Annotated in this window: 25 protein-coding genes and 1 other RNA gene; 12 read left to right on the top strand and 14 right to left on the bottom strand. The window is 57.6% G+C overall.

Going from position 1 to position 20,258, the window contains the following annotated elements:
* Positions 1-42 precede the first annotated feature (42 nt).
* Positions 43-1,329, top strand: a complete 1,287-nt coding sequence (gene guaD / locus I9187_RS13650) for a guanine deaminase (RefSeq protein ID WP_171175497.1) — start codon at positions 43-45, stop codon at positions 1,327-1,329.
* Here guaD and I9187_RS13645 read toward each other — a convergent pair.
* From I9187_RS13645 to I9187_RS13635, 3 genes are all read right to left on the bottom strand, one after another.
* Positions 1,326-2,660, bottom strand: coding sequence for an 8-oxoguanine deaminase (locus tag I9187_RS13645; RefSeq protein WP_171237203.1), 1,335 nt, complete (start codon positions 2,658-2,660; stop codon positions 1,326-1,328). The two genes, guaD and I9187_RS13645, sit on opposite strands and share 4 nt — an antisense overlap.
* Before the next feature lie 114 nt (positions 2,661-2,774).
* The gene (gene hisN, locus I9187_RS13640; protein WP_171175501.1) at positions 2,775-3,566 is read right to left on the bottom strand and encodes a histidinol-phosphatase; all 792 of its coding nucleotides are present in this window, start codon (positions 3,564-3,566) and stop codon (positions 2,775-2,777) included.
* A gap of 40 nt (positions 3,567-3,606) precedes the next feature.
* On the bottom strand, positions 3,607-3,978 hold the full coding sequence (locus I9187_RS13635) for a helix-turn-helix transcriptional regulator (RefSeq protein WP_171175504.1): 372 nt from the start codon (positions 3,976-3,978) through the stop codon (positions 3,607-3,609).
* Between the two features lie 332 nt (positions 3,979-4,310).
* On the opposite strand from I9187_RS13635, the gene I9187_RS13630 reads away from it, so the two are divergent.
* Positions 4,311-5,267, top strand: a complete 957-nt coding sequence (locus I9187_RS13630; RefSeq protein WP_171175506.1) for an NADPH:quinone oxidoreductase family protein — start codon at positions 4,311-4,313, stop codon at positions 5,265-5,267.
* 6 nt (positions 5,268-5,273) lie between these two features.
* Here I9187_RS13630 and I9187_RS13625 read toward each other — a convergent pair whose 3' ends face one another.
* Positions 5,274-6,155, bottom strand: coding sequence for a LysR family transcriptional regulator (locus tag I9187_RS13625; protein WP_171175507.1), 882 nt, complete (start codon positions 6,153-6,155; stop codon positions 5,274-5,276).
* A gap of 127 nt (positions 6,156-6,282) precedes the next feature.
* Between I9187_RS13625 and I9187_RS13620 the strand changes: the two genes are divergently transcribed.
* Positions 6,283-6,492 carry a DUF1127 domain-containing protein gene (locus tag I9187_RS13620; protein ID WP_171175509.1) on the top strand — a complete coding sequence of 70 codons (210 nt, stop codon included), beginning with the start codon at positions 6,283-6,285 and terminating at the stop codon, positions 6,490-6,492.
* Between the two features lie 183 nt (positions 6,493-6,675).
* Positions 6,676-7,455 (top strand): Bax inhibitor-1/YccA family protein, encoded by a 780-nt coding sequence (locus I9187_RS13615; RefSeq protein ID WP_171175511.1) that lies wholly within the window; start codon positions 6,676-6,678, stop codon positions 7,453-7,455.
* Positions 7,456-7,591: 136 nt separating this feature from the next.
* Here the strand turns inward: I9187_RS13615 and I9187_RS13610 are convergent, their stop codons facing one another.
* From I9187_RS13610 to I9187_RS13600, 3 genes are all read right to left on the bottom strand, one after another.
* Entirely contained in the window at positions 7,592-8,098 is a 507-nt protein-coding gene (locus I9187_RS13610; protein WP_171175513.1) for a hypothetical protein, read from the bottom strand.
* Between the two features lie 217 nt (positions 8,099-8,315).
* Positions 8,316-8,483 carry a 50S ribosomal protein L33 gene (rpmG, locus tag I9187_RS13605; protein WP_037309480.1) on the bottom strand — a complete coding sequence of 56 codons (168 nt, stop codon included), beginning with the start codon at positions 8,481-8,483 and terminating at the stop codon, positions 8,316-8,318.
* 127 nt (positions 8,484-8,610) lie between these two features.
* Positions 8,611-9,318, bottom strand: a complete 708-nt coding sequence (locus I9187_RS13600; protein WP_171175515.1) for a DUF533 domain-containing protein — start codon at positions 9,316-9,318, stop codon at positions 8,611-8,613.
* A gap of 266 nt (positions 9,319-9,584) precedes the next feature.
* Between I9187_RS13600 and I9187_RS13595 the strand changes: the two genes are divergently transcribed.
* From I9187_RS13595 to I9187_RS13585, 3 genes are all read left to right on the top strand, one after another.
* On the top strand, positions 9,585-10,220 hold the full coding sequence (locus tag I9187_RS13595) for a DUF1326 domain-containing protein (RefSeq protein ID WP_171175517.1): 636 nt from the start codon (positions 9,585-9,587) through the stop codon (positions 10,218-10,220).
* A gap of 13 nt (positions 10,221-10,233) precedes the next feature.
* Complete coding sequence (locus I9187_RS13590) at positions 10,234-11,076, top strand: DUF2182 domain-containing protein (protein WP_171175519.1); 843 nt, start codon at positions 10,234-10,236, stop codon at positions 11,074-11,076.
* 67 nt (positions 11,077-11,143) lie between these two features.
* Positions 11,144-11,476 (top strand): GYD domain-containing protein, encoded by a 333-nt coding sequence (locus I9187_RS13585; protein WP_171175521.1) that lies wholly within the window; start codon positions 11,144-11,146, stop codon positions 11,474-11,476.
* 6 nt (positions 11,477-11,482) lie between these two features.
* On the opposite strand, the gene rnpB is transcribed toward I9187_RS13585, so the two are convergent.
* From rnpB to gatC, 5 genes are all read right to left on the bottom strand, one after another.
* Positions 11,483-11,876: RNase P RNA component class A (gene rnpB, locus I9187_RS13580), an RNA gene on the bottom strand.
* Between the two features lie 123 nt (positions 11,877-11,999).
* Positions 12,000-12,683, bottom strand: a complete 684-nt coding sequence (locus I9187_RS13575) for an N-acetylmuramoyl-L-alanine amidase (RefSeq protein WP_348540105.1) — start codon at positions 12,681-12,683, stop codon at positions 12,000-12,002.
* A complete protein-coding gene (locus I9187_RS13570; protein WP_171175525.1) occupies positions 12,667-13,371 on the bottom strand; it encodes a hypothetical protein in 705 nt (234 codons plus the stop codon). Before I9187_RS13570 ends, I9187_RS13575 begins: the two co-directional genes overlap by 17 nt.
* A 38-nt stretch (positions 13,372-13,409) precedes the next feature.
* Positions 13,410-14,897, bottom strand: a complete 1,488-nt coding sequence (gatA, locus tag I9187_RS13565) for an Asp-tRNA(Asn)/Glu-tRNA(Gln) amidotransferase subunit GatA (protein WP_171237200.1) — start codon at positions 14,895-14,897, stop codon at positions 13,410-13,412.
* Between the two features lie 3 nt (positions 14,898-14,900).
* Positions 14,901-15,188, bottom strand: coding sequence for an Asp-tRNA(Asn)/Glu-tRNA(Gln) amidotransferase subunit GatC (gatC, locus tag I9187_RS13560; protein ID WP_171092525.1), 288 nt, complete (start codon positions 15,186-15,188; stop codon positions 14,901-14,903).
* 229 nt (positions 15,189-15,417) lie between these two features.
* Here gatC and I9187_RS13555 point away from each other — a divergent pair, with 229 nt between their 5' ends.
* Complete coding sequence (locus I9187_RS13555; protein ID WP_171092527.1) at positions 15,418-15,576, top strand: hypothetical protein; 159 nt, start codon at positions 15,418-15,420, stop codon at positions 15,574-15,576.
* A gap of 152 nt (positions 15,577-15,728) precedes the next feature.
* On the top strand, positions 15,729-16,292 hold the full coding sequence (locus I9187_RS13550; RefSeq protein ID WP_171175528.1) for a DUF4202 domain-containing protein: 564 nt from the start codon (positions 15,729-15,731) through the stop codon (positions 16,290-16,292).
* Between the two features lie 76 nt (positions 16,293-16,368).
* On the opposite strand, the gene I9187_RS13545 is transcribed toward I9187_RS13550, so the two are convergent.
* Positions 16,369-17,040, bottom strand: a complete 672-nt coding sequence (locus tag I9187_RS13545) for a ceramidase domain-containing protein (RefSeq protein WP_171175530.1) — start codon at positions 17,038-17,040, stop codon at positions 16,369-16,371.
* A 60-nt stretch (positions 17,041-17,100) separates the two neighbouring features.
* Between I9187_RS13545 and I9187_RS13540 the strand changes: the two genes are divergently transcribed.
* Positions 17,101-17,793: a metal-dependent hydrolase gene (locus tag I9187_RS13540; RefSeq protein ID WP_171237199.1), complete on the top strand. Its 693-nt coding sequence runs from the start codon at positions 17,101-17,103 to the stop codon at positions 17,791-17,793.
* A gap of 8 nt (positions 17,794-17,801) precedes the next feature.
* Here the strand turns inward: I9187_RS13540 and I9187_RS13535 are convergent, their stop codons facing one another.
* On the bottom strand, positions 17,802-18,266 hold the full coding sequence (locus I9187_RS13535; RefSeq protein WP_171175534.1) for a nucleoside deaminase: 465 nt from the start codon (positions 18,264-18,266) through the stop codon (positions 17,802-17,804).
* A 61-nt stretch (positions 18,267-18,327) separates the two neighbouring features.
* Between I9187_RS13535 and I9187_RS13530 the strand changes: the two genes are divergently transcribed.
* Positions 18,328-19,143, top strand: coding sequence for a pseudouridine synthase (locus tag I9187_RS13530; RefSeq protein WP_245223222.1), 816 nt, complete (start codon positions 18,328-18,330; stop codon positions 19,141-19,143).
* Between the two features lie 175 nt (positions 19,144-19,318).
* Positions 19,319-20,233: a 5-bromo-4-chloroindolyl phosphate hydrolysis family protein gene (locus I9187_RS13525; RefSeq protein WP_171175538.1), complete on the top strand. Its 915-nt coding sequence runs from the start codon at positions 19,319-19,321 to the stop codon at positions 20,231-20,233.
* The last annotated feature ends 25 nt before the right edge of the window (positions 20,234-20,258 follow it).

Here is a 20,258-nt window from a genome sequence, read left to right as displayed (position 1 = left end):
CTATGCTGATGTGCGGTTCAAATGAGGTGGAGAACAGGGCAAATGGCACAAAAGACGCTTTTGAAGGGGCGCGTTCTGAGTTTCACAGGTTCACCTTTTGAAGGAGAGCCGACCGACGCCACACGACTGCACGAAGCGGTTGTGATCGAAGACGGGCGCATCGCCGATGTTGGCACCGCCGATACGTTGACGCAGGCTCACCCCGATGCAGCCACCAAGGACCATGGCAACCATCTGATCATGGCAGGGTTTGTTGACCCGCATGTGCATTACCCCCAGACGGCTATGATCGCCAGTTGGGGGAAGCGGCTGATTGACTGGCTGAACACCTACACCTTCCCGGAAGAGATGAAGTTTGGCGATCCGGACTATGCAACCGAGATCGCCAATCGTTACCTGGACCTGACCACCGCACATGGCACCACTACGATGTGCAGCTTTTGCACAATCCACCCCGAAAGTGTGGATGCGTTCTTTACCGCAGCGCAGCAGCGTGGGCAGCGGGTGGTGGCGGGCAAGACATGCATGGACCGCAATGCGCCCGAAGGTCTGCGAGACACAGCGCAGACTGCTTACGATCAATCAGCAGCCCTGCTGGAAAAGTGGCATCGTATCGACCGGCTGTCCTATGCCATCACCCCGCGCTTTTCGCCGACCTCAACCCCGGAACAGCTGGAAGCGATGGGCGCGCTGTGGGCCGAACATCCACATTGCCTGATGCAAACCCATCTGAGCGAGCAAACGGATGAAATCGAATGGGTTCAATCCCTGTTCCCCGACGCGCGGGATTATCTTGATACCTACGAAAAGTTCGGTCTGTTGGGCCAGAACGGTCTTTATGGACACGTCATCCATCTGGAGGACCGGGAGCGGGATCGGCTGCGCGAAGTTGATGCCTCACTGATCCACTGCCCCACTTCGAACACCTTCATCGGTTCGGGTCTGTTTGACATGAATGGGCTAATCCATGATGGCCACCGCGTCGGTCTGGCCACGGATACAGGCGGCGGGTCCAGTTTCTCGATGCTGCGCACAATGGCGGCAGCCTATGAAATCGGCCAACTGCGTGGCCGCCCGCTGCATCCGGCGCAATTGCTGTGGCTGGGCACCGTCGGGTCCGCGCGGAGCCTGCGCATGGATGACTGCATCGGCAATGTCGCACCGGGGATGGAGGCGGATCTGGTTGTGCTCGACCTCGCCTCGACCCCAGCCATTGCCCAGCGCGAGGCCCATGCAAACGATGTGTGGGAGGCAGTCTTCCCGACCATCATGATGGGTGATGATCGGGCCGTGGCCGAGGTTTGGATCGGCGGGCAACAGGCTGCTTAAGCCTGCAACGCCCGCGCAAGCGCATTCTGACGCTCGATCACACGGGGCAGATCAATCGTAGTGATATGCCCATCCCGCACAATCTGACGGCCTTCAACAAACAGATGTTTCACGGTCATTGGCCCCGCCAACAGCAACGCTGCAGGATCCCAACTGCCTGCGCTTTCGATGCAACGTGTGTCCCACACTGCGATATCCGCACGTTTACCGGGCATAAGCCGGCCGCAATCGGTGCGGCCCAGCACATCAGCCCCGCCACGTGTCGCGATCTCCAACGCTTCTCGCGCCGACATGGCGTCTGCGCCGCTGGCCACTCGCTGCAGCAGCATCGCCTGCCGCGCTTCCAACATCAGGTTGCCATTGTCATTGCTGGCCGAGCCGTCCGCGCCAAGACCAACCTTGACGCCTGCGTCACGCATCGCCCGAACTGGCGCGATGCCAGATCCAAGGCGGCAATTCGAACAGGGGCAGTGGGCCACACCTGTTTTGGTGCGCGAGAACAGATCAATTTCGGCCCCATCCAGTTTGACACAATGGGCGTGCCAGACATCGGGGCCGGTCCAGCCTAAATCTTCGGCATACTGACCGGGGCGGCACCCGAACTGCGCCTGCGAATAAGCAATGTCCTCATCATTTTCAGCCAAATGCGTATGAAGCATCACACCTTTGTCTCGCGCCAGCAAAGCTGCATCGCGCATCAGCTCACGGCTGACAGAGAACGGCGAACACGGGGCAAGGCCAACGCGGCACATCGACCCTTCTAACGGGTCATGAAACGCGTCAACAACCCGGATCATATCGTCCAGAATGGCGGCTTCCTGTTCAACAAGGCTGTCCGGCGGCAGTCCACCATCGCTCTCGCCGATGCTCATCGCGCCACGCGTTGGGTGGAACCGCATCCCCAGCTCGGACGCAGCAGAAATCGTGTCTTCGAGCCGCGCGCCGTTGGGGTAGAGATAAAGGTGATCGGAGCTGAGCGTACAGCCCGAAAGCGCCAGTTCAGCCAAGCCAATCTGGGCAGAGGTGAACATCTCATCCGGTCCGAACCTTGCCCAGATCGGGTAAAGCGTTTGCAGCCACCCAAACAGCAACGCATCCTGACCGCCCGGAACGGCACGGGTCAGGGTTTGGTAAAGGTGGTGATGGGTGTTCACCAGACCGGGTGTCACCAGACAGCCCGAGGCATCGTGAACTTCGCCCTGCGCCTGCAAGCCCTTCCCGATCTGGGCAATCTGCCCCTCGCGGATCAGAATGTCAGCCCCAGACAATTCCCGCCGGGTGTCGTCCATCGTCAGGATAAGGTCAGCGTTCTTGAGTAGGATTTCGGTCATATCGCTCTCCTGCATCTGCCCGTTTCATGCAAGGAGTGCGTTGGCCGGCGGAAAACGGGCTCAAGAACCGGCTATTTACGGTTTAACCGCCATTCGTGTGCGCGGCAACAGTGTTCAGAATCGGCGCAGTATCTCAAGGGCTGCGGCGTGAAGCTCTGCGTTCGCGGCAGCCAAGGCACGACCACCATCATGCGCTGGGCCACCTTGCCAATCTGTCACGATCCCCCCTGCCGCTTGAATTACAGCGATAGGTGCTTGAATGTCGTAAGAGTTCAGGCCAGCCTCAATCACCAGATCCGCCTGTCCTGCGGCCAGAAGCGCATAGGCGTAACAATCCATTCCATACCGCGTTAGTTGCACCTGCTCGGATACGGCCTGAAACCCGGCCTGGTCTTTTGAGGTGCCGACCTCGGGAAATGTGGTGAACAAAGTAGCCTGATCCAGTGTTCTGGTATCGCGCGTTTGCATTTTACTGGTGCCCAAAGGCCCGGTCAAATGAGCGCCGGATGGCGATCCTATGAAACGCTCTCCGATATAGGGTTGATCGATGACCCCCATAAATGGCCCATCGTGATCGCTCAGCGCAATCAGAACACCCCAGGTTGGCGTTCCGCTGATAAAGCCGCGGGTCCCATCGATAGGGTCCAATACCCAAGTGCGGCCACTGGAGCCTTTATGCGCACCAAACTCTTCGCCCAGAATACCGTCTTCTGGGCGCTGCCGGGACAGAACCTCTCGCATCGCTTGCTCGGCGGCGCGGTCAGCCACCGTTACAGGGTCAAACCCGTCGGTAAGCTTGTTTGACGTTTCAAGATTTGTTTGACGAAAAAACGGAAGAATGGCCGAACGTGCTGCTTCGGCCATTTCTTCGGCAATTTCGATGTCGCTTTGGATCGTTGGTTGCATCGCTCACAGGTGCGAGCAATGTCCAACAAAGTCAAGTCACTCAGGCGACGTCGCTGAGAACTCGCGCCAACTCGAACAGACGGCGACGCTGATTTTCCGGAATCGCATAGTATGAACGCACCAGATCCAATGCTTCCTTGTCGCCCATCAGGTCGGCAGGAACGGATTTTTTGTCCGATTCGCTTTTCTGGGTTTCTTCCAAACCTTCAAAGAAAAAGCTGACCGGCACTTCCAATGCCTCGGCAATATCCCACAGGCGAGAAGCGCTGATTCGGTTGGCTCCGGTTTCATATTTTTGAATTTGCTGAAACTTGATACCAACTTGCTGCGCCAACTGCTGTTGGGTCATGCCAATCAGCCAGCGGCGATGCCGAACGCGCTTGCCCACATGGACATCGACGTGATGAGTCATTGGTATTCTCCTATACTACACAAACATCTGCGTTGGAGGTCGCGACGTCCGCTATCGCAAAATTAGAGGGTTCCCCTTAATGCACCCCTAATACGGACTGTGCCGCCCCCCTAAACAGCACTAGGCGTTTATAATGCCGGTTTTTGAATTTTTTTCAAGACGGTTGAGTCATACCCCTTTTTGAAGGGTTGTGGTTGTATTGCGTTGCGCCCTACGTGCCCGGTTGCCTTGGTTGCAAGAAACCTGCTGGTTTCGCGTTGCCTCTGATGTACCAAACCAATTGACTTTCGCCACCTCACGCGTGCCTATGACCCAAAATTGCGAGGGGACAAATGCGGGCCTATAGCGTTCAATCTACCGGAGTACCGGCTGAGCTGTGCGATCTTGAAGTACCAACACCAACGAAGGGTCAAGTGCGGGTTGCGATCAAGGCGTGCGGTCTGAACTTCGCCGACCTGCTGATGCAAAAAGGCACTTATCAGGACACGCCCCCAGCCCCTTTTACCCTGGGCATGGAAATCGCGGGCGTTGTGGATGAAATCGGGCCCGACGTGTCGGGTTTGAAACCGGGCGATCGAATTGCGGTCTACTCCGGACAGGACGGGTTGGCTGAATACGGCGTGTTTGATGCCGAACGCGCGATCCCATTGCCTGATTGCATTAGCTTTGAAGAGGCCGCCGCAATCCAGATCGCCTATGGCACCAGTCACATGGCGCTGGATCATCGAGCGAGATTGCAACCGGGCGAGACACTTTTAGTGACTGGCGCTGCGGGCGGCGTTGGCTTGACTGCAGTCGAGATCGGCAAGCTCATGGGCGCGACAGTTATCGCGCAGGCGCGGGGCGAAGACAAACTTGCCGTGGCCCAGGCCGCAGGGGCCGATCATCTGATCGACGCCTCAGAAGACCTGAGAGAGCGGGTCAAAGCACTGGGCGGCGCGGATGTCGTCTATGATGCCATCGGCGGCGACGTGTTCAAAGCTGCGTTTCGTGCCACCAACCCCGAAGGCCGCTTGCTTCCAATTGGCTTCGCGGGGGGCGAGGTGCCGCAAATCCCTGCAAACCACTTGTTGGTCAAGAACCTGACCGTCATCGGTTTTTACATCGGCGGATACTTAAAATTCCGCCCCGAGGCCGTACGCAACAGCTTCGAAACCCTTTTCCGGTGGCACGCAGAAGGGCGCATAAAGCCGCATATCAGCCATACACTGCAACTTGAGGACGTCGCGCAGGGGATGCAACTGCTCAAAGAGCGGAAGTCGACGGGCAAGATTGTAATCACGCCCTGATCGCGTTTACCCCGCGACCGCACGCAATGGGGTGCTTCCAAGCATCCGAAAATTCTGGCGCACTAGCTGCGCCAGCGCCTCAACAACTGCGCCCCTGCCTGGCTCGCCGCCATAAAGGTTGATCATGTGGGCTGGCAGATCAGGCAGCGCGCCACCGGAATCGATTTGCTCGAGATGCGAAGCTTCGGTTCCGTCTAACATGGCGTTAACTGCAAGGTCAGCACTGACCGTGGCTTCGATCGTCCGGTCATTTTCGGTTTCAACTGACAGCTCCCAAGGAATTCCCGCCGCATCCAATGCCGAAATCACCTGTGGCCGGAACAGGCACCTACGCCCAAGTGCCAGCGGCAGCGGTTGTTTGCGCCACGCAGACCCACCCGGCGCACCAATCCAGCGTAAAGGAAGCTCTGCTATTGTCTCTGCCGCCTCAGCCGCAGATGGTTCAGTTGTCAGGATCAAATCGCATTCACCACGCTTGTACATATCTTTCAGCTGCAGCGAATACGATGACACCAATTGCACGCGCACGCGTGGAAAATCTACGTTGAACCGCTGCAAGACCCTTGGGATCGCAGGATAGACAATGTCATGGGGCACACCGAGAACAACCTCGCCTTCAAAAGCTTGATCCGTCAGACGACCGATCACCTCATCATTCAGGGCAATCATTCGGCGGGCGTAAGCCAGCAGCTGCTCGCCGGATGCAGTCAACGCAATGGTACGGCCGCTTCGATCCAACAACTCCAGACCTAAAAGCTCTTCCAAACGCTTCAATTGCATGGATACGGCAGATTGGGTCAGGTGCAGAAATCCGGCAGCACGTGTCACACCGCCCTGATCTGCAACGGCCACGAAGGATCGCAGGGTCGTAATGTCCAGATTTCGCATCTTCACGATTCCTTATGGATGACATCAAAAATATTCGTTTTGAAAATATGACACATGCATCCATATCTATCAAGGAAATTGATGTTGAAAACAAAAAGCATCGCGAAACCAGGAAAGGACAAAGACCATGACCCAAGTTGCACTTCACACGACTTGCAAGCCAGCCAACCGGTCCCTGATGGTGGGAATCTTTCAGGCAATCGAACTGACCCGGCAACGCCGCGCTCTGGCGCACCTGGACGATGCCGCGCTTGAGGATATCGGAGTGACCCGCGCTGAAGCCTCTGCTGAGGCGCGCCGGTTCTTCTGGGACGCACCTGATTTTTGGAAAAGATAACTTCAAAACTCATATTTTGAAGGCGATGGGTGGTGTTTCATCTCCCGTCGCCAAATTTGTTGCGTGTTTTAGTCGGTTTTCATCCGGAATCTCTTGAAACATAGCCTCTAGTTGCCGATATTTACTGGGAAACCGCCCCGCACTCTCGGGGCGACTAAGATATTCGACAAGGGAGACCCTTTGATGGCACAATTCGACACGATCCGGACGGTATCCGGCGCGCGCGCCGCCGAGATTGACGAGGGCCTGCGCGCCCACATGAACAAAGTCTACGGCACAATGTCCGTAGGCATGCTGATTACAGCACTGGCGGCCTGGGCGATTGCAGGTCTGGCAGTAACCAGCGATCCGTCCAATGCCGTAGCACAGATCGGCGCTGATCGATATCTGACCAGCCTCGGTGGTGCGCTGTTCCTGTCGCCACTAAAGTGGGTTGTAATGTTCGCCCCTCTGGCCTTCATCTTCTTTGGCTGGGGCGCTTTGATGCGTCGTGGCTCGGCCGCAACCGTACAGCTGGGCTTCTTCGCCTTCGCAGCGGTCATGGGCGTATCCATGAGCTCGATCTTCATGGTCTTCACGCCCTACTCGATTGCGCAGACCTTCCTGGTGACTGCAATCGCCTTTGCCGGCCTCAGCCTTTACGGTTACACCACGAAGCGTAACCTCAGCGGTATGGGCACCTTCCTGATGATGGGTGTGATCGGTCTGCTGGTTGCAATGATCATCAACTTGTTCCTGCAGTCTGGCGTCATGATGCTGGCTATTTCCGCCATCGGCATCCTGATTTTTGCTGGTCTGACCGCGTTCTACACGCAGGACATCAAGAACACCTACGTCGCACATGCTGCGCATGGCGACCAGGAGTGGCTGGACAAGGCGGCCTTTGACGGCGCGCTGAGCTTGTACATCTCGTTCCTGAACATGTTCCAGTTCCTGCTCATGTTCATGGGCCAACAGGAATAACAGCTGCGAAAAGACAATGATTACAGGGCCGGTTTTCACCGGCCCTTTTCTTTGCTTCAACAAACAACTTCGGGTCGCAAGAAAACGAAAAACCCCGCCGGACCGGCGGGGTTTTATTAGTCGAGTCGAAACGTGATCAGCTACAGTTCAGCGGAACGGCGAAACCTGAACTCCGCTCGGAAGTTCCTTTGCGGAATACATTGCCAGAGGGAAGGCATCCGGTGAATCGTTCAGTCTCTTCCGCAAAGCCGACCCCTATCGAGTTATCGACTTTTACGCTGTTCGTAGATGTACGCAAAACGCCGAACAAAGTGCCGTTGACATTGACTGTACTGAGGAACAGGTCTGTGTCGCTGCCCTCTAGCTGAACAGCTGTATTTGGCGTCTGCCCACCGTTGTCGATTGCCACTGACGCGACTTTGGATGGGTCGGTCTCATCGACCCGCAGCGTTACAGTTGGAAGTTTCGCCAGCTCTGCAGGCACGTTGGTCGCATCTGGAAGAAAGGCAACGGCGCCCGGTACATCGGAGATCGTGCGTGGCTCCCCATCGATTCCGGTAAATCCGACACCTTCGCGGTTAAACGGATCTTCACAAGCCGCTAGGGTCAGGACGGCGATTGTGGACAACAAGATTTTTTTCATGGCGCTCAACATTTTGTGGCGGTTTGCTGAAGCGTACTTGCAGGTCGCCTAAAAAAGCAAGCCGCAGCCGATGCGATTGCATCACGCGCTGATGCGCCTCTGCAACGGACCCAGATCGATCTGGTCCAATCTACTCAGCAGAAGACGGCGATGCAGAATAGAAAAAGGGCTCTGCCTGACAGAGCCCTTTTAAAAAATGTCCACGTGGAACGGCAGATTACTTGATCTTGCCTTCCTTGTACTCGACATGCTTGCGAACGACCGGATCGTATTTACGAATGGTCATTTTCTCGGTCATGGTACGCGCGTTTTTCTTGGTCACGTAGAAGTGGCCCGTGCCCGCGGTCGAGTTCAGGCGGATCTTGATTGTCGTCGGCTTCGCCATGGTTGTCTCCTGCGTCCGAAAAGGCAGGGGCCTTTCGGTTGAATTCCTATGAGCGTGCGCTTTTACGCGCTGCACCGTCTATGTCAAGGCCAATCGGCCGATGCAGTCACAGGAATCCCACTCGGCGTTAGTCCGGCAGAGTTGGTGCGCCCATAAAGGTGTGAATCTGGTCCCGTTCCGCGTCTGAAAGACCCAGCGCAGTGGACAATTGCCGCAGGTATGACGCTTCACGCGCGTTATCCAGACGAATAGCCGCCAAAGACGTGGCGTAAATCTGCGCTCTCAGCGGCGCGCCAGAATCAGCCGCCAATCCCATGACATCAATCGGTGCGTTCAACTGCTCTTGTACAAACGCCCGTTCCTCGTCGCTGATGTCGTCGCCCAATTCACCCAGAATGATTTCTTTTTCGTGATCATCCAGCTCGCCATCTGCCTTGGCCGCCTGAATCATGGCGCGCAGCATCAGTTTGGCTTGTGCTTCCATCGCTGCGCCTGCAGGTGTGCCGCTGAACACCGTTTCCATCATATCACCGGCCTGCTGGTTGGCGGTTTTGGCAGCCCCTTGCATGGCGTTCAACAAGCCGCCCAAACCGGCGGCTCCGGCGGCACTGCCACCAAGTCCCATCTTGCCCATCATGTCCTGAAGTCCCGCTGCCCCCCCGGGCAAGCCAAACTGCTCGGCCATTTTGCCCAGCTGGTCCATGCCAAATCCTCCACCAGAGCCCTGCATCATGTCTTGCAAGCCCGCCATGCCGCCCATCTTCTGATACTTGTCCATACCCTTGGCCGCAGCAAACCCAATGGCCACAGACGCCAGCGTTTTCATAAAGCTCATAACCAACCTCCCGGATCAAAAAACTGCACCTCAAATCTAACATTTGAATGTAGTGACGAATACAGTGTTCAACCCCAACGCGACTAAGGCCTGCGATAAAGCCTAAAATGCACGACTAAACCGCCATCAAGTTTGTCCATATCACGGATTCGTGATACGGTCTCGCATCCAAGAAGCCGAATTCAGGCTCATAGCCGAGGCAGCATCAACAGGACCGGCCTGTGTTGAGCAGAGTTCTTTAATGCGACTTTTCTTGGGGGGCTATCATGACAGAATGGGTTATCCAGGCCGAGGAACTGGCCAATTGCAATTGCAACTTCGGCTGTCCTTGCCAGTTCAGCGTTCTGCCGTCTCATGGCAATTGCGAAGCGGTTGTGGTCTTTGACATCCATAGCGGCCACTATGGTGACACCGATCTGGGCGGCCTTCGGGCGGCAGGTGTTTATCATTGGCCAGGCCCGATTCATGAAGGCAACGGTCAGATGCAACTGATCATTGATGAAAGCGCCTCAGCCGGTCAGCGGGCCGCGTTGCAGGCGATCATGACCGGAGAAGACACCGACGAAATGGCCACGTTCTGGTACGTCTTCAGCGCGATGGCTCCGACCAAGCATGAAACCTTATTCGTACCGATCGAACTGGACTGGAGCCGGGAAGATCGCACTGGATATGCAAAAGTCACCGGTGTTTTCGACGTCGAGGTCAACCCGATACCCCACATCGTCTCTGGGGCGCCCCATCGGGCATCGATCCAATTGCCAAACGGATTTGAGTACCGCCACGCCGAGGCTGCCTCGGGCACGGCAAAAACCACCGGCAGCGAGATCAGCCTGACTTTAGATGCCACCCATGCCCACCTGGCACATCTGAACATCTCGGGTCACGGCGTATTGGGCGCATAGCTTTGGATGTCTCATGACCAAGCAGAAATCGTCAGGCCAAGCCGGGGCAGTTGAGCGGCTGTTGCGGCAGGACACTGTGATCGTTTTGAGCAGTGTTTTTCTGATCATTCTGTGTGCCGCATGGTACACGGTCGCCGGGGTTGGGATGAACATGTCCGCAATCGAGATGACGCGGATGGCTGGCCCGATAGGTGAGCCCATGACCATGGGCTCTGCCACGCCTTGGAGCACCGGTTATGCCCTGCTGATCTTTCTCATGTGGTGGGTCATGATGATCGCGATGATGACCCCAAGCGCTGCCCCTGCAGTGCTTTTGTTCACCGCGCTCAAACGCGTTGGTCCAGACAAAGAGCGCACCGCGACTTACGGCCTAAGCTTTCTGTCGGGCTATCTCGTGGCGTGGGGGGCTTTCAGTCTTGCCGCTACCGCTTTGCAATGGGGTTTAGAACTCATCGGCCTGTCTGACGGACCGATGATGACAATCCGATCCTGCATTTTTGCGGGGACCGTTCTGCTGGCCTCAGGCATCTACCAGTTTTCAGAATTGAAGACCGCGTGTCTGCGTCATTGCCAAAGCCCTGCCCGATTTTTGGCTGACCACAACCATCCCGGTCTTTTGGGGGCGTTCAGAACAGGCGGCCTGCACGGAACCTATTGCTTGGGATGCTGCTGGGCGCTGATGCTGCTTCTGTTCGTCGGCGGTATCATGAACCTCTACTGGATCGCCGGGATCGCCGCTTATGTGGCGCTTGAAAAATTGCTGCCCACTGCCCGCTGGCTGGTTCCGGTCTCGGGTGTGGCGCTGATTGGCGCAGGTGTTTGGTTGATCACTTCCACGTTTCTTAGCGGCAGCTGACACCAATCGGCCCCTGGGGCCAGCCGATGCAATGGCCCCAATTGATTGTCACAACACGGAGGTTTCAATGCCAATTTTCATTACTTATGCATCTTACTCGCAAGCTGGCGTCAAAGGCATGTTGCAGAAGCCCGAGAACCGCACCGGCCCAGTAAAAACCTTGCTCGAGAAAGTCGGCGGCAGGCTGTTGTCTTTTTACATGACAACGGGCGGCAACGACGTTGTTGTGATCAGCGAAGCCCCCGACGGAACCGACGCTGTGGCCGTAGGCATGGCTGTTGCGGCGTCGGGTGCGGTGACAAATGTCGAAACGGTCCGCGCCTGGACAGCTGACGAGTTTGTTTCAATTACTGAAAAAGCGGCCAGGCTGACCGGAGCGTACACACCGCCCGGAGGGTAAAGGAATACGCGCGGAGGGCCTGTAAGCCGGATCTTGTTCCAGGGTTGCCCCCTTCGATGACCATTCCTCTAGGCCGTGCATTGCTGCGCGGCTCAAGCTGCCAACCCGGTCCCTCTCGGCCAAGACGCGCTTAGCGGTGGTATCGGCAGACGCCGACCATCCCGCGCGGGGACCCTATTTGGCATTGCTCCCGGTGGGGCTTGCCGTGCCGCCCCTGTTGCCAGTGGCGCGGTGGGCTCTTACCCCACCGTTTCACCCTTACCACACACGTGTGGCGGTCTGATTTCTGTGGCGCTTTCCGTCGGGTTGCCCCGCCCGGGCGTTACCCGGCACCGTTGTCTTGTGGAGTCCGGACTTTCCTCTCGGGCCTTGCGACCCCAGCGGCCATCCGGCCCTCCGCGCCGGGGATGGGTAGGCTTTGCGCCCTGCGACGTCAAGAGTGGAAAGCGGGCAAAGGGGCCAGCCCCTTCTTGGCCTATGGCCAATTCAACCCCGAGGTATTTTTAGCCAGATGAAGAGCGGATCAGGTTACTGTGTCCGGCGGGGCGAGCACCTTCATATCCGCGGTTTCAAGCGAGCCACTTGCCCAGGGGCGAAATCGCAGCCGAACTGCCGCCAATAGTTCAACATCATCCACCGGGGCAGTGAAACCTGCCCGTCGCGCGGCGGCGCGGAATTCCCCCGGACTTGGTGAGGCTGACGCGATGTCTGGACCGCGTGGCTTTGCCAAAGCTTGCCGCTCTAGCCGTTGCCAATCAAAATGTGGACCGGGGTCTGATTTGCGGCCCGGAGCCATGTCGGAATGGCCGATCACACCCGATGCAGTGATCGACCAATTTTTCATAATCCGAGGCAGCAGGGCTTCGAGCGTCGTCATTTGTGGTTCGGAAAAGGGATGTGATCCTGTGTTGTCCAATTCGATCCCGATCGATCGCGAATTTATGTCGTCCTTGCCATCCCACTCCCCTGCCCCGGCGTGCCACGCGCGGTGCTCTTCGCGCACCATCTGCCAAAGCGTTCCATCATTGCCGATCAGGTAATGGGCTGAAACCTCGGCCTTCGGGTCACAGAGACGCTCCAGAGCTGCCTGCGCGCTGCCCATGGCTGTGTAATGAATCACGATCAAAGACGGCGTTAGACCGTCTCGGCGTTCGCCGAAGTTAGGCGACGGGTGCCAAATGGGTGAGAGTTCAGTTGTTGACGGCACTGCGGAACGGGCTTGGGTCCCAACCGCAGGCGTAGCCGTCCCCGTCGGGATCCAGCCCTTTGCGATCACGCTGTGGCCCGCCATTTGACAGGAACTCGATCTGTGCCTGATCGGGGGATGGGAATTGCGCGCAGTTCCTTTGAGCTTTTGCCTGCAGGTTAAAGCCTGCGCGGCTGTAGAGCTGCGTACCGACCGGGTTCGAGGTGCTAAGGGCGTATTGTACGATGTTGGGCTGACCGCTTGCGCTGCGCTCTGGCACGGCGGTCGGGGCCACAACTTCGTAGGTCTGGCGGTTTTGCTCGATCCGCGCGGCGTCGGATTCGATGCTGCGCCGTTCGGACACCGCCGCAAAGTCCTGCTCGTCGGAAATTGCGCTGTTGTTTGACGCTGGTGCCGCAGGCACAACGCCAGAGCCCTGCCCTGACGTGCTGGCCAAGGCTGCAGCGGCCTGATTGGCAATATCAGCGTTTTCACCGGTTGCGAAGCCTGCCGAACCGGGCGCGCCCAGCGGCTGCTGGGACACATCGACAGGAGCCAGCAGCGGGTTGCCTGCTGCGCCTTGCCCAGCCAACTGCGCCTCGCGCTGTGCCTGGTATTCGGGCGTATTGAACCCAGTGCTGGTCAGCGGCGCGACATCCGTACAGGCCGCAGCCAGTGTCAGGGCGGGGACCAAAAGCAAAACGCGCATCACTTGGCTCCGTATCTCGTGCTTTAGATGCCCGAGGCTTACCACCATTTCCCGGGCTTGGCCACAAAACCAACCGCGTTTTCCAGCGCATAGGCGGTGTTGAGCAGATCACCCTCTTCCCACGGGCGTCCGATCAGCTGCAGACCCAACGGAAGACCTTGTTTGTCGAGCCCTGCAGGCACTGAAATACCGGGCAAACCGGCCAGGTTCACGGTCACTGTAAAGACGTCGTTCAAATACATTTGAACGGGATCCGCCTCGGTCATTTCTCCCAGGCCAAAGGCCGCCGAGGGGGTTGCCGGGGTCAGGATGGCATCAACGCCTGCGGCGAATACATCCTCGAAGTCCTTTTTGATCAGGGTGCGTACGCGACGCGCACGGTTGTAGTAAGCATCGTAGAAACCTGCCGACAACACATAGGTACCGACCATCACACGACGCTGCACCTCGTGACCGAAACCTTCGGCGCGGGTTTTTTCGTACATCTCGGTGATGCCGTCGCCCTGTGCCAGCTGCGCGCGGTGACCATAGCGAACACCGTCATAGCGGGCCAGGTTCGAGGACGCCTCGGCCGGGGCAATCACATAATACGCAGGCAGTGCGTATTTGGTGTGCGGCAGCGAGATATCGACGATCTCGGCCCCAGCAGCTTTCAGCATCTCAGCCCCTTCGGCCCAGAGCTTTTCAATCTCGGTCGGCATGCCGTCCATGCGGTATTCCTTGGGGATACCGATCTTCTTTCCTTTGATATCGCCAGTCAGCATCGCCTCGAAATTCGGCACGGCCAACTCGGCGCTGGTGGAATCCTTGGGATCATGTCCGCACATCGCCTCAAGCATGATGGCCGCATCGCGCACATCTTTGGTCATCGGACCTGCCTGATCCAGCGAGGATGCAAACGCAACGATGCCCCAGCGCGAACAACGGCCATAGGTGGGTTTGATACCCGTGATGCCCACAAACGCGGCAGGCTGGCGGATCGAACCGCCCGTGTCGGTGCCGGTCGCGGCCAGACACAGATCTGCCGCAACGGCAGAGGCTGACCCGCCCGACGAACCACCGGGTGTCAGTTGTGCATCATCATTGCCACGGCGCCACGGGCTGACCGCATTGCCATAGACAGAGGTTTCGTTGGACGAGCCCATGGCGAATTCGTCCATGTTCAGCTTACCCAGCATCACCGCACCAGCATCAGCCAATTGCTGCGACACGGTAGATTCGTATTCAGGCTTGAAGCCTTCAAGAATACCCGACGCGGCTTGTGACGGCACGCCCTTGGTGCAGAACAGATCCTTGATACCAATCGGCAGGCCGCAGATGGACGGCGCATCGCCACCCTTGATCCGCTGGTCCGCTGCTTTGGCACGCTCCAGCGCGATTTCGGGCGTCTTATGGACAAAAGCGTTCAGCGCGTCGGCCTCATCAATGGCCTTCAGACAGGATTCGGTCAGCTCGACCGAGGTTACGTCACCTTTGCGCAGCGCGTCGCGGGCCTCGGCCAGGCCCAGTTTGTTCAGATCGCTCATGTCTTACTCCACCACTTTGGGGACTGCGAAGAACCCTTCGCGCGCGTCGGGGGCATTGGCCAGAACCTTGTCTTGCTGGTTGCCATCAGTCACTTCGTCCTGACGGCGCTTAAGGCGCATCGGCGTGACCGAAACCATCGGCTCGACCCCTTCGACATCCACTTCGTTCAGTTGCTCGATGAAACCCAGGATGGTGTTGAATTCGGATGCCAGCGCCGGCAGCGCGTCATCCTCGACCTTGATCCGGGCCAGTTTGGCCACTTTGGCGGCGGTGCTTTGGTCAATCGACATCGGCTTCCCTCATCTACGTTATGGGGCGTTTACCCGTCTGTTGCGGCAGTCGCAAGACCGCTGCGCCACGGGCAGGTCAGAGTTTCAAATTCCCGGTCTTTCACCTGCCATTCAAAACTGAATGAGGGATATACAAATAAGTAAACTGTTTAGTTCATTTTCGACCTTGAAAACTAAACTATTCTGTTCATTTTGAATTATGCGACACAACGCAAACCGGAGAAACAAAATGAAATCCCTGATCACAGCCGCAGTCTTGTCCGCCACGTTTTTGGCCGCACCGGCCATGGCTTTGGGTATCGACACAAGCAACCTGACACGCACGTTGACCTTCCCGTCCCCCGTCGCGGAACCCGTCACACAGGATCAGGTTAAACCTGCCAAATAAAGCGCAGGTCTCGGCCGGGTCAGATTTCCCCTCTCTGACCCGGCCCTTTGCATTTTCGAGGATGCATCTCCCATGGCGAGCCGTTAGCATGAGCGACACGACCAAAACGGCCGCGGGACTCTCGTGGCGCAGCTAAGCCAATGGAGCTAGAAATGAGCGCGCAAAAACAAGCGGTTCTGGACGCAATCGATGCAGCCAATGCACATGACCCCAACCTCGACGACGGCCGGCCCGAAGCGCAGCTTTACGGCGAACGCATGACCGCCGAGCTGGACCGTTTGTTTCCGAACGCCTCTGACGCCTTACGGATTGCGGCGCGTGGCCAACATGTAGAGAGGTGGAAACTCGCCCGCAGCGAATACCCAGAAGGCCGCGCAGGTTATCTGGCCTGGCGCAAGGCGCAGGCTGTGCACCACGCCGAGGTGGTCATGGGTTTGATGACGCGTGAAGGTTATGACGCTGAACAGGTCGAGGCCGCAGGACGCATGTTGCGCAAGCAAGGCATCAAGCGCGATGAAGAGGTGCAGGCGCTGGAAGATGTAATCTGCTTTGTGTTCCTGAAATGGTATTTCCAACCCTTTGCCGCAAAACGCTCGGCTGAGAAAATCCAGAGCATCGTTGAAAAGACTGCCCGTAAGATGTCATCCGACGGCCGTGCGCGGGTTTTGGCTGAGTTCGACCTGCCCGACCATCTGGCCGCCGCCTTTCAGGATTGAGTCAGGACCGACCTAAATACGGGGGCTGATACTCCTTGATTAGAGGATAGTTAAAAGGGATCGCCCCGCCCGGCTCTCAGGCTTTAAGACCTGCTGAAAAGCGGCCCCGTATCAGGGCCGCGCGATATACTTCGATCATCCAGCCCAGCATGATGGCGTTCAGGATGTGCCACATGAAATGCGTACCCAGTGGCCAGTGCCCGCAAACCGGCAAATCAAGTGCGCGGAACGTGATCGACAGGATCAAGATCAACGCTCCGATTGCCAACCCTTTGGCCAGGATTGGATCACGGCCCCGCAACAGGATCGCATAGATCAGAATCAACAACGGGACCGGCGCATAGGCCGCCGATCCGCCGAGCCCTGGAAAAAGCTGAAACAGTGGAACGGTCGCGGCAGCATAGGGAAAAAAGAGCATTGTTCCCCCAAGCGCGAACGGCGAAGACATCCGCCAGATGTCCCTGTTCACTGCAAAGATATAGACCAGAATGAACAGAAGGATCGGCACTATATCTGCCAACGCTGCCCAGGCCTGCGCATGCGTGTGAAACAGATAGCTGCCGATTCCGATCATCGCCAAAAGCGCGACCAGAATCATGGCCAGCGGCATGTCCTGATTGCGCACCCGCCGCCCCATAAGCCAAGCAGAAATCAGAAAGGCGGCGTTTGTAATCGCATTGATTGGCTCGGCCCAATACTCCGGTGACAAACGTTCACAATAGCCATCAATTTCTCGAATCCAGTCCATGGAATTTTACATAGCCGATGCTAGGCTACTGCCAAGACACCATTTGGGAGGAAATTGGGAATGAATATTGTTTGGCTGGGACATGGCAGTTTTCGCATTGAAACGCAGGGGCAGGTTCTATTGATCGATCCCTGGCTGACCGGCAATCCGGTCTTGCCCGAAGATCAGCACGATGCCGCGCTGGACGGTGCGACTCATATCCTTCTGACTCATACACATTTTGATCATGTGGCTGATGTACTGCCCCTGGCCAAACATCTGAAAATCCCCGTTGTCGGGCAATATGACCTGATGGGGTATTGGAGCGAAGCCGAAGGAATAGAAACGATAGGCTTCAACAAGGGCGGCACAGTCAACCTGAACGGGGTCATGGTGACAATGGTCCCGGCCTCTCATAGTTCTACCTTTTCAACGCCCGACGGTTTGCGCACCGGCGGTAGTGAGGTCGGCTTTATGATCGCTGCTGAGGAAAAAATGCTCTATGCCTCCGGCGACACAGACATCATGGCTGACATGGATTGGATGGGGGATTACTACAAACCCGATATCGGGATCCTTTCAGCTGGCGGGCATTTTACCATGGACATGAAGGCCACCGCCTATGCCGCCAAGCGATACTTCAATTTCAAGACGGTTATTCCGTGCCACTACAAGACCTTCCCGATCCTCGAACAGTCTGCACAGGTGCTGGTCGACGAGCTTCCGGGTGTCGATGTGATCGAGCCAGAGGTGATGCAGCCCATCAAACTGTAGGCTGGGCTTCAGTCCGGCACGTCCTTGCGGCGGGATGCAAAGAAGTCTTTCAAAAGCGCCGCTGCGTCTTCACTGGCGATCCCGTCATAGACTTCGGGCACATGATGCGCCTGCGGGTGCGAAAACACGCGCGCGCCGTGGGCCACTCCGCCCGACTTGGGGTCAGCCGCGCCGTAGTAGATTCGCCGGATGCGCGCGGCCGCCAAGGCCGCGGCGCACATCGCACAGGGTTCCAGCGTCACGTATAGATCATGTTCTGGCAGCCGCTCAGACCCCGCCTTTGCACAGGCCTCGCGCAGAGCCAAGATTTCTGCATGGGCCGTTGGATCATTCAACTCGCGCGTCCGGTTCCCAGCCGCAGCCACGACCTTTCCGTCTGGACCAACCAGAACTGCCCCCACGGGCACCTCGCCGCGATCTGCTGCTGCGCGCGCCTCGGCCAGGGCTTGCTCCATATGCGATTTGAACACCATGCCCCTGACTGCATCAGAAACCTGCCTTTCGCAAGCGCGCCGGATGGGTTATGGGCCTGACATGAACAAGACCCCTCCTCCCGGCGACCGGATCGCCAAAGTCCTGGCCCGTGCTGGCATCGCATCGCGGCGTGAGGCTGAGCGCATGATCGAAGCAGGTCGTGTGGCCGTGAATGGCAAGACCATCAACAGCCCTGCCCTGAACGTCACGGCAAAAGACAAGATCGTTGTTGATGGCAAGCCCGTCTCGGAACCGGAACCCTCGCGCCTGTGGCTGTATCACAAGCCTGCGGGATTGGTGACAACCACGCGCGACGAAAAAGGCCGCGAAACGATTTTCGACAAGCTACCCGAAGACATGCCACGGGTGATGAGCGTCGGGCGACTGGACCTGAACTCCGAAGGCTTGCTGTTGCTGACCAATGATGGCGGGATCAAGCGCAAGCTTGAACTGCCCTCGACCGGTTGGCTGCGCAAATATCGCGTGCGGGTGAATGGCCGACCGAAAGATGAAGATTTCGAGCCACTGCGCAAAGGGCTGGTGATCGAAGGAGAGCGGTTTCAGCCGATGACCGTTACACTTGACCGCCAGCAAGGGGCTAATGCCTGGCTGACCATTGGCCTTCGGGAAGGCAAGAACCGCGAAATCCGCCGTGCGATGGAAGATATCGGGTTCACAGTAAACCGCCTTTTGCGCGTGTCTTACGGTCCGTTCCAGTTGGGCGATCTGAAACAGGGTGAAGTGGAAGAGGTGCGTCGCCGAGTGATGCGTGAACAACTTGGGCTGGACGCAGACGCGAAACCAGATGCTGCACCCAAGCGCCCGGCGCGACCGCAAAGAAAACGGGCACCGATCGGCAAGAAACCTCGCAAGTGATGCAGGTTCGTCAACCTTCCCCCTAGCGCTAAGCCCGCGCATCCCCTAAATTTTCAGGGAATGGTGCTGTTTGGGGGGCGTGATGTCCGGAAGCGGAGTGCAAAAACTCGCCTACGCTGTTTTGTTGCTGCTATTGCTTGGTGTCTGCACCGGCCTGCTCGGGGGGCTGTAGTCCATGGCAAAGCGGTTTGGCGGCAAGTACAGCCCGCAGGGCGATACCTCAGACGATACACCTGTGCCACGTGGACAGTTTGACGGTGCACGGGTCGAGCCCGCTGGTGCCCGTGCCAATCTTCTGTTTCTTCCGGCCATTCCTTTGGTGTTTTTGTCGCTGAACGATGGCGCGATCGGCATGACCATCGGTCTGATCGCAGCTGGTATCCTGACAGCTGCCGCGTTCCTGCTGCGCGAAGGTTTGCGGGCCGAAGCCGCGTATAACGCCCGAAAGACCGCCCGACGGCCTGCTTTTCCGCGCAAGATATTTGCCAGCATTCTAACGGGCCTGGGTGCAGGGCTAGCCACATACAGGACCGAGTTTCTGGATGCAGAAACTGCGGCACAAGCCAGCTTGTTGGCCCCGGTGCTTTTTGGAGTGGCGGCTACCGTTTTGCACTCGGTCTCATTCGGCATTGATCCGATGAAGGATAAGGGCATGGAAGGGATCGACACCTTTCAGCAGGATCGCGTGGCCCGCGTCGTCGACGATGCCGAGAAACATCTGTCTGAGATGACGGACGCCATCAAACGCGCGGGTGACCGCAGGGTCGAAGCCCGCGTCGAACGGTTTCAGGACACTGCGCGGGACTTGTTCCGCACAGTCGAAGAAGACCCCCGCGATCTGGCCGGTGCCAGAAAGTACCTGACCGTGTATTTGCAGGGCGCACGGGACGCGACCGTCAAGTTTGCGGACGTCTACGCCCGAACCCGCGATGCGCAGGCGCTTGCGGATTACTCTGCTTTGCTGGACGATCTGGAACAGAATTTCGCCGCGCGTACGCGCAAAATGCTATTGGATGACCGCAGTGATCTGACGGTTGAAATTGACGTGTTGCGCGAAAGACTGCAGCGCGAAGGCGTCCGGTTGGACTGACCGGCCATTATCTGAGCGAGGAACA

The organism is Ruegeria sp. HKCCE4148 (assembly GCF_017872495.1).
Classification (GTDB): domain Bacteria; phylum Pseudomonadota; class Alphaproteobacteria; order Rhodobacterales; family Rhodobacteraceae; genus Ruegeria.
The sequence above is the reverse complement of the archived record's forward strand: the minus strand, read 5'-3'. Positions and strand labels throughout refer to the sequence as shown.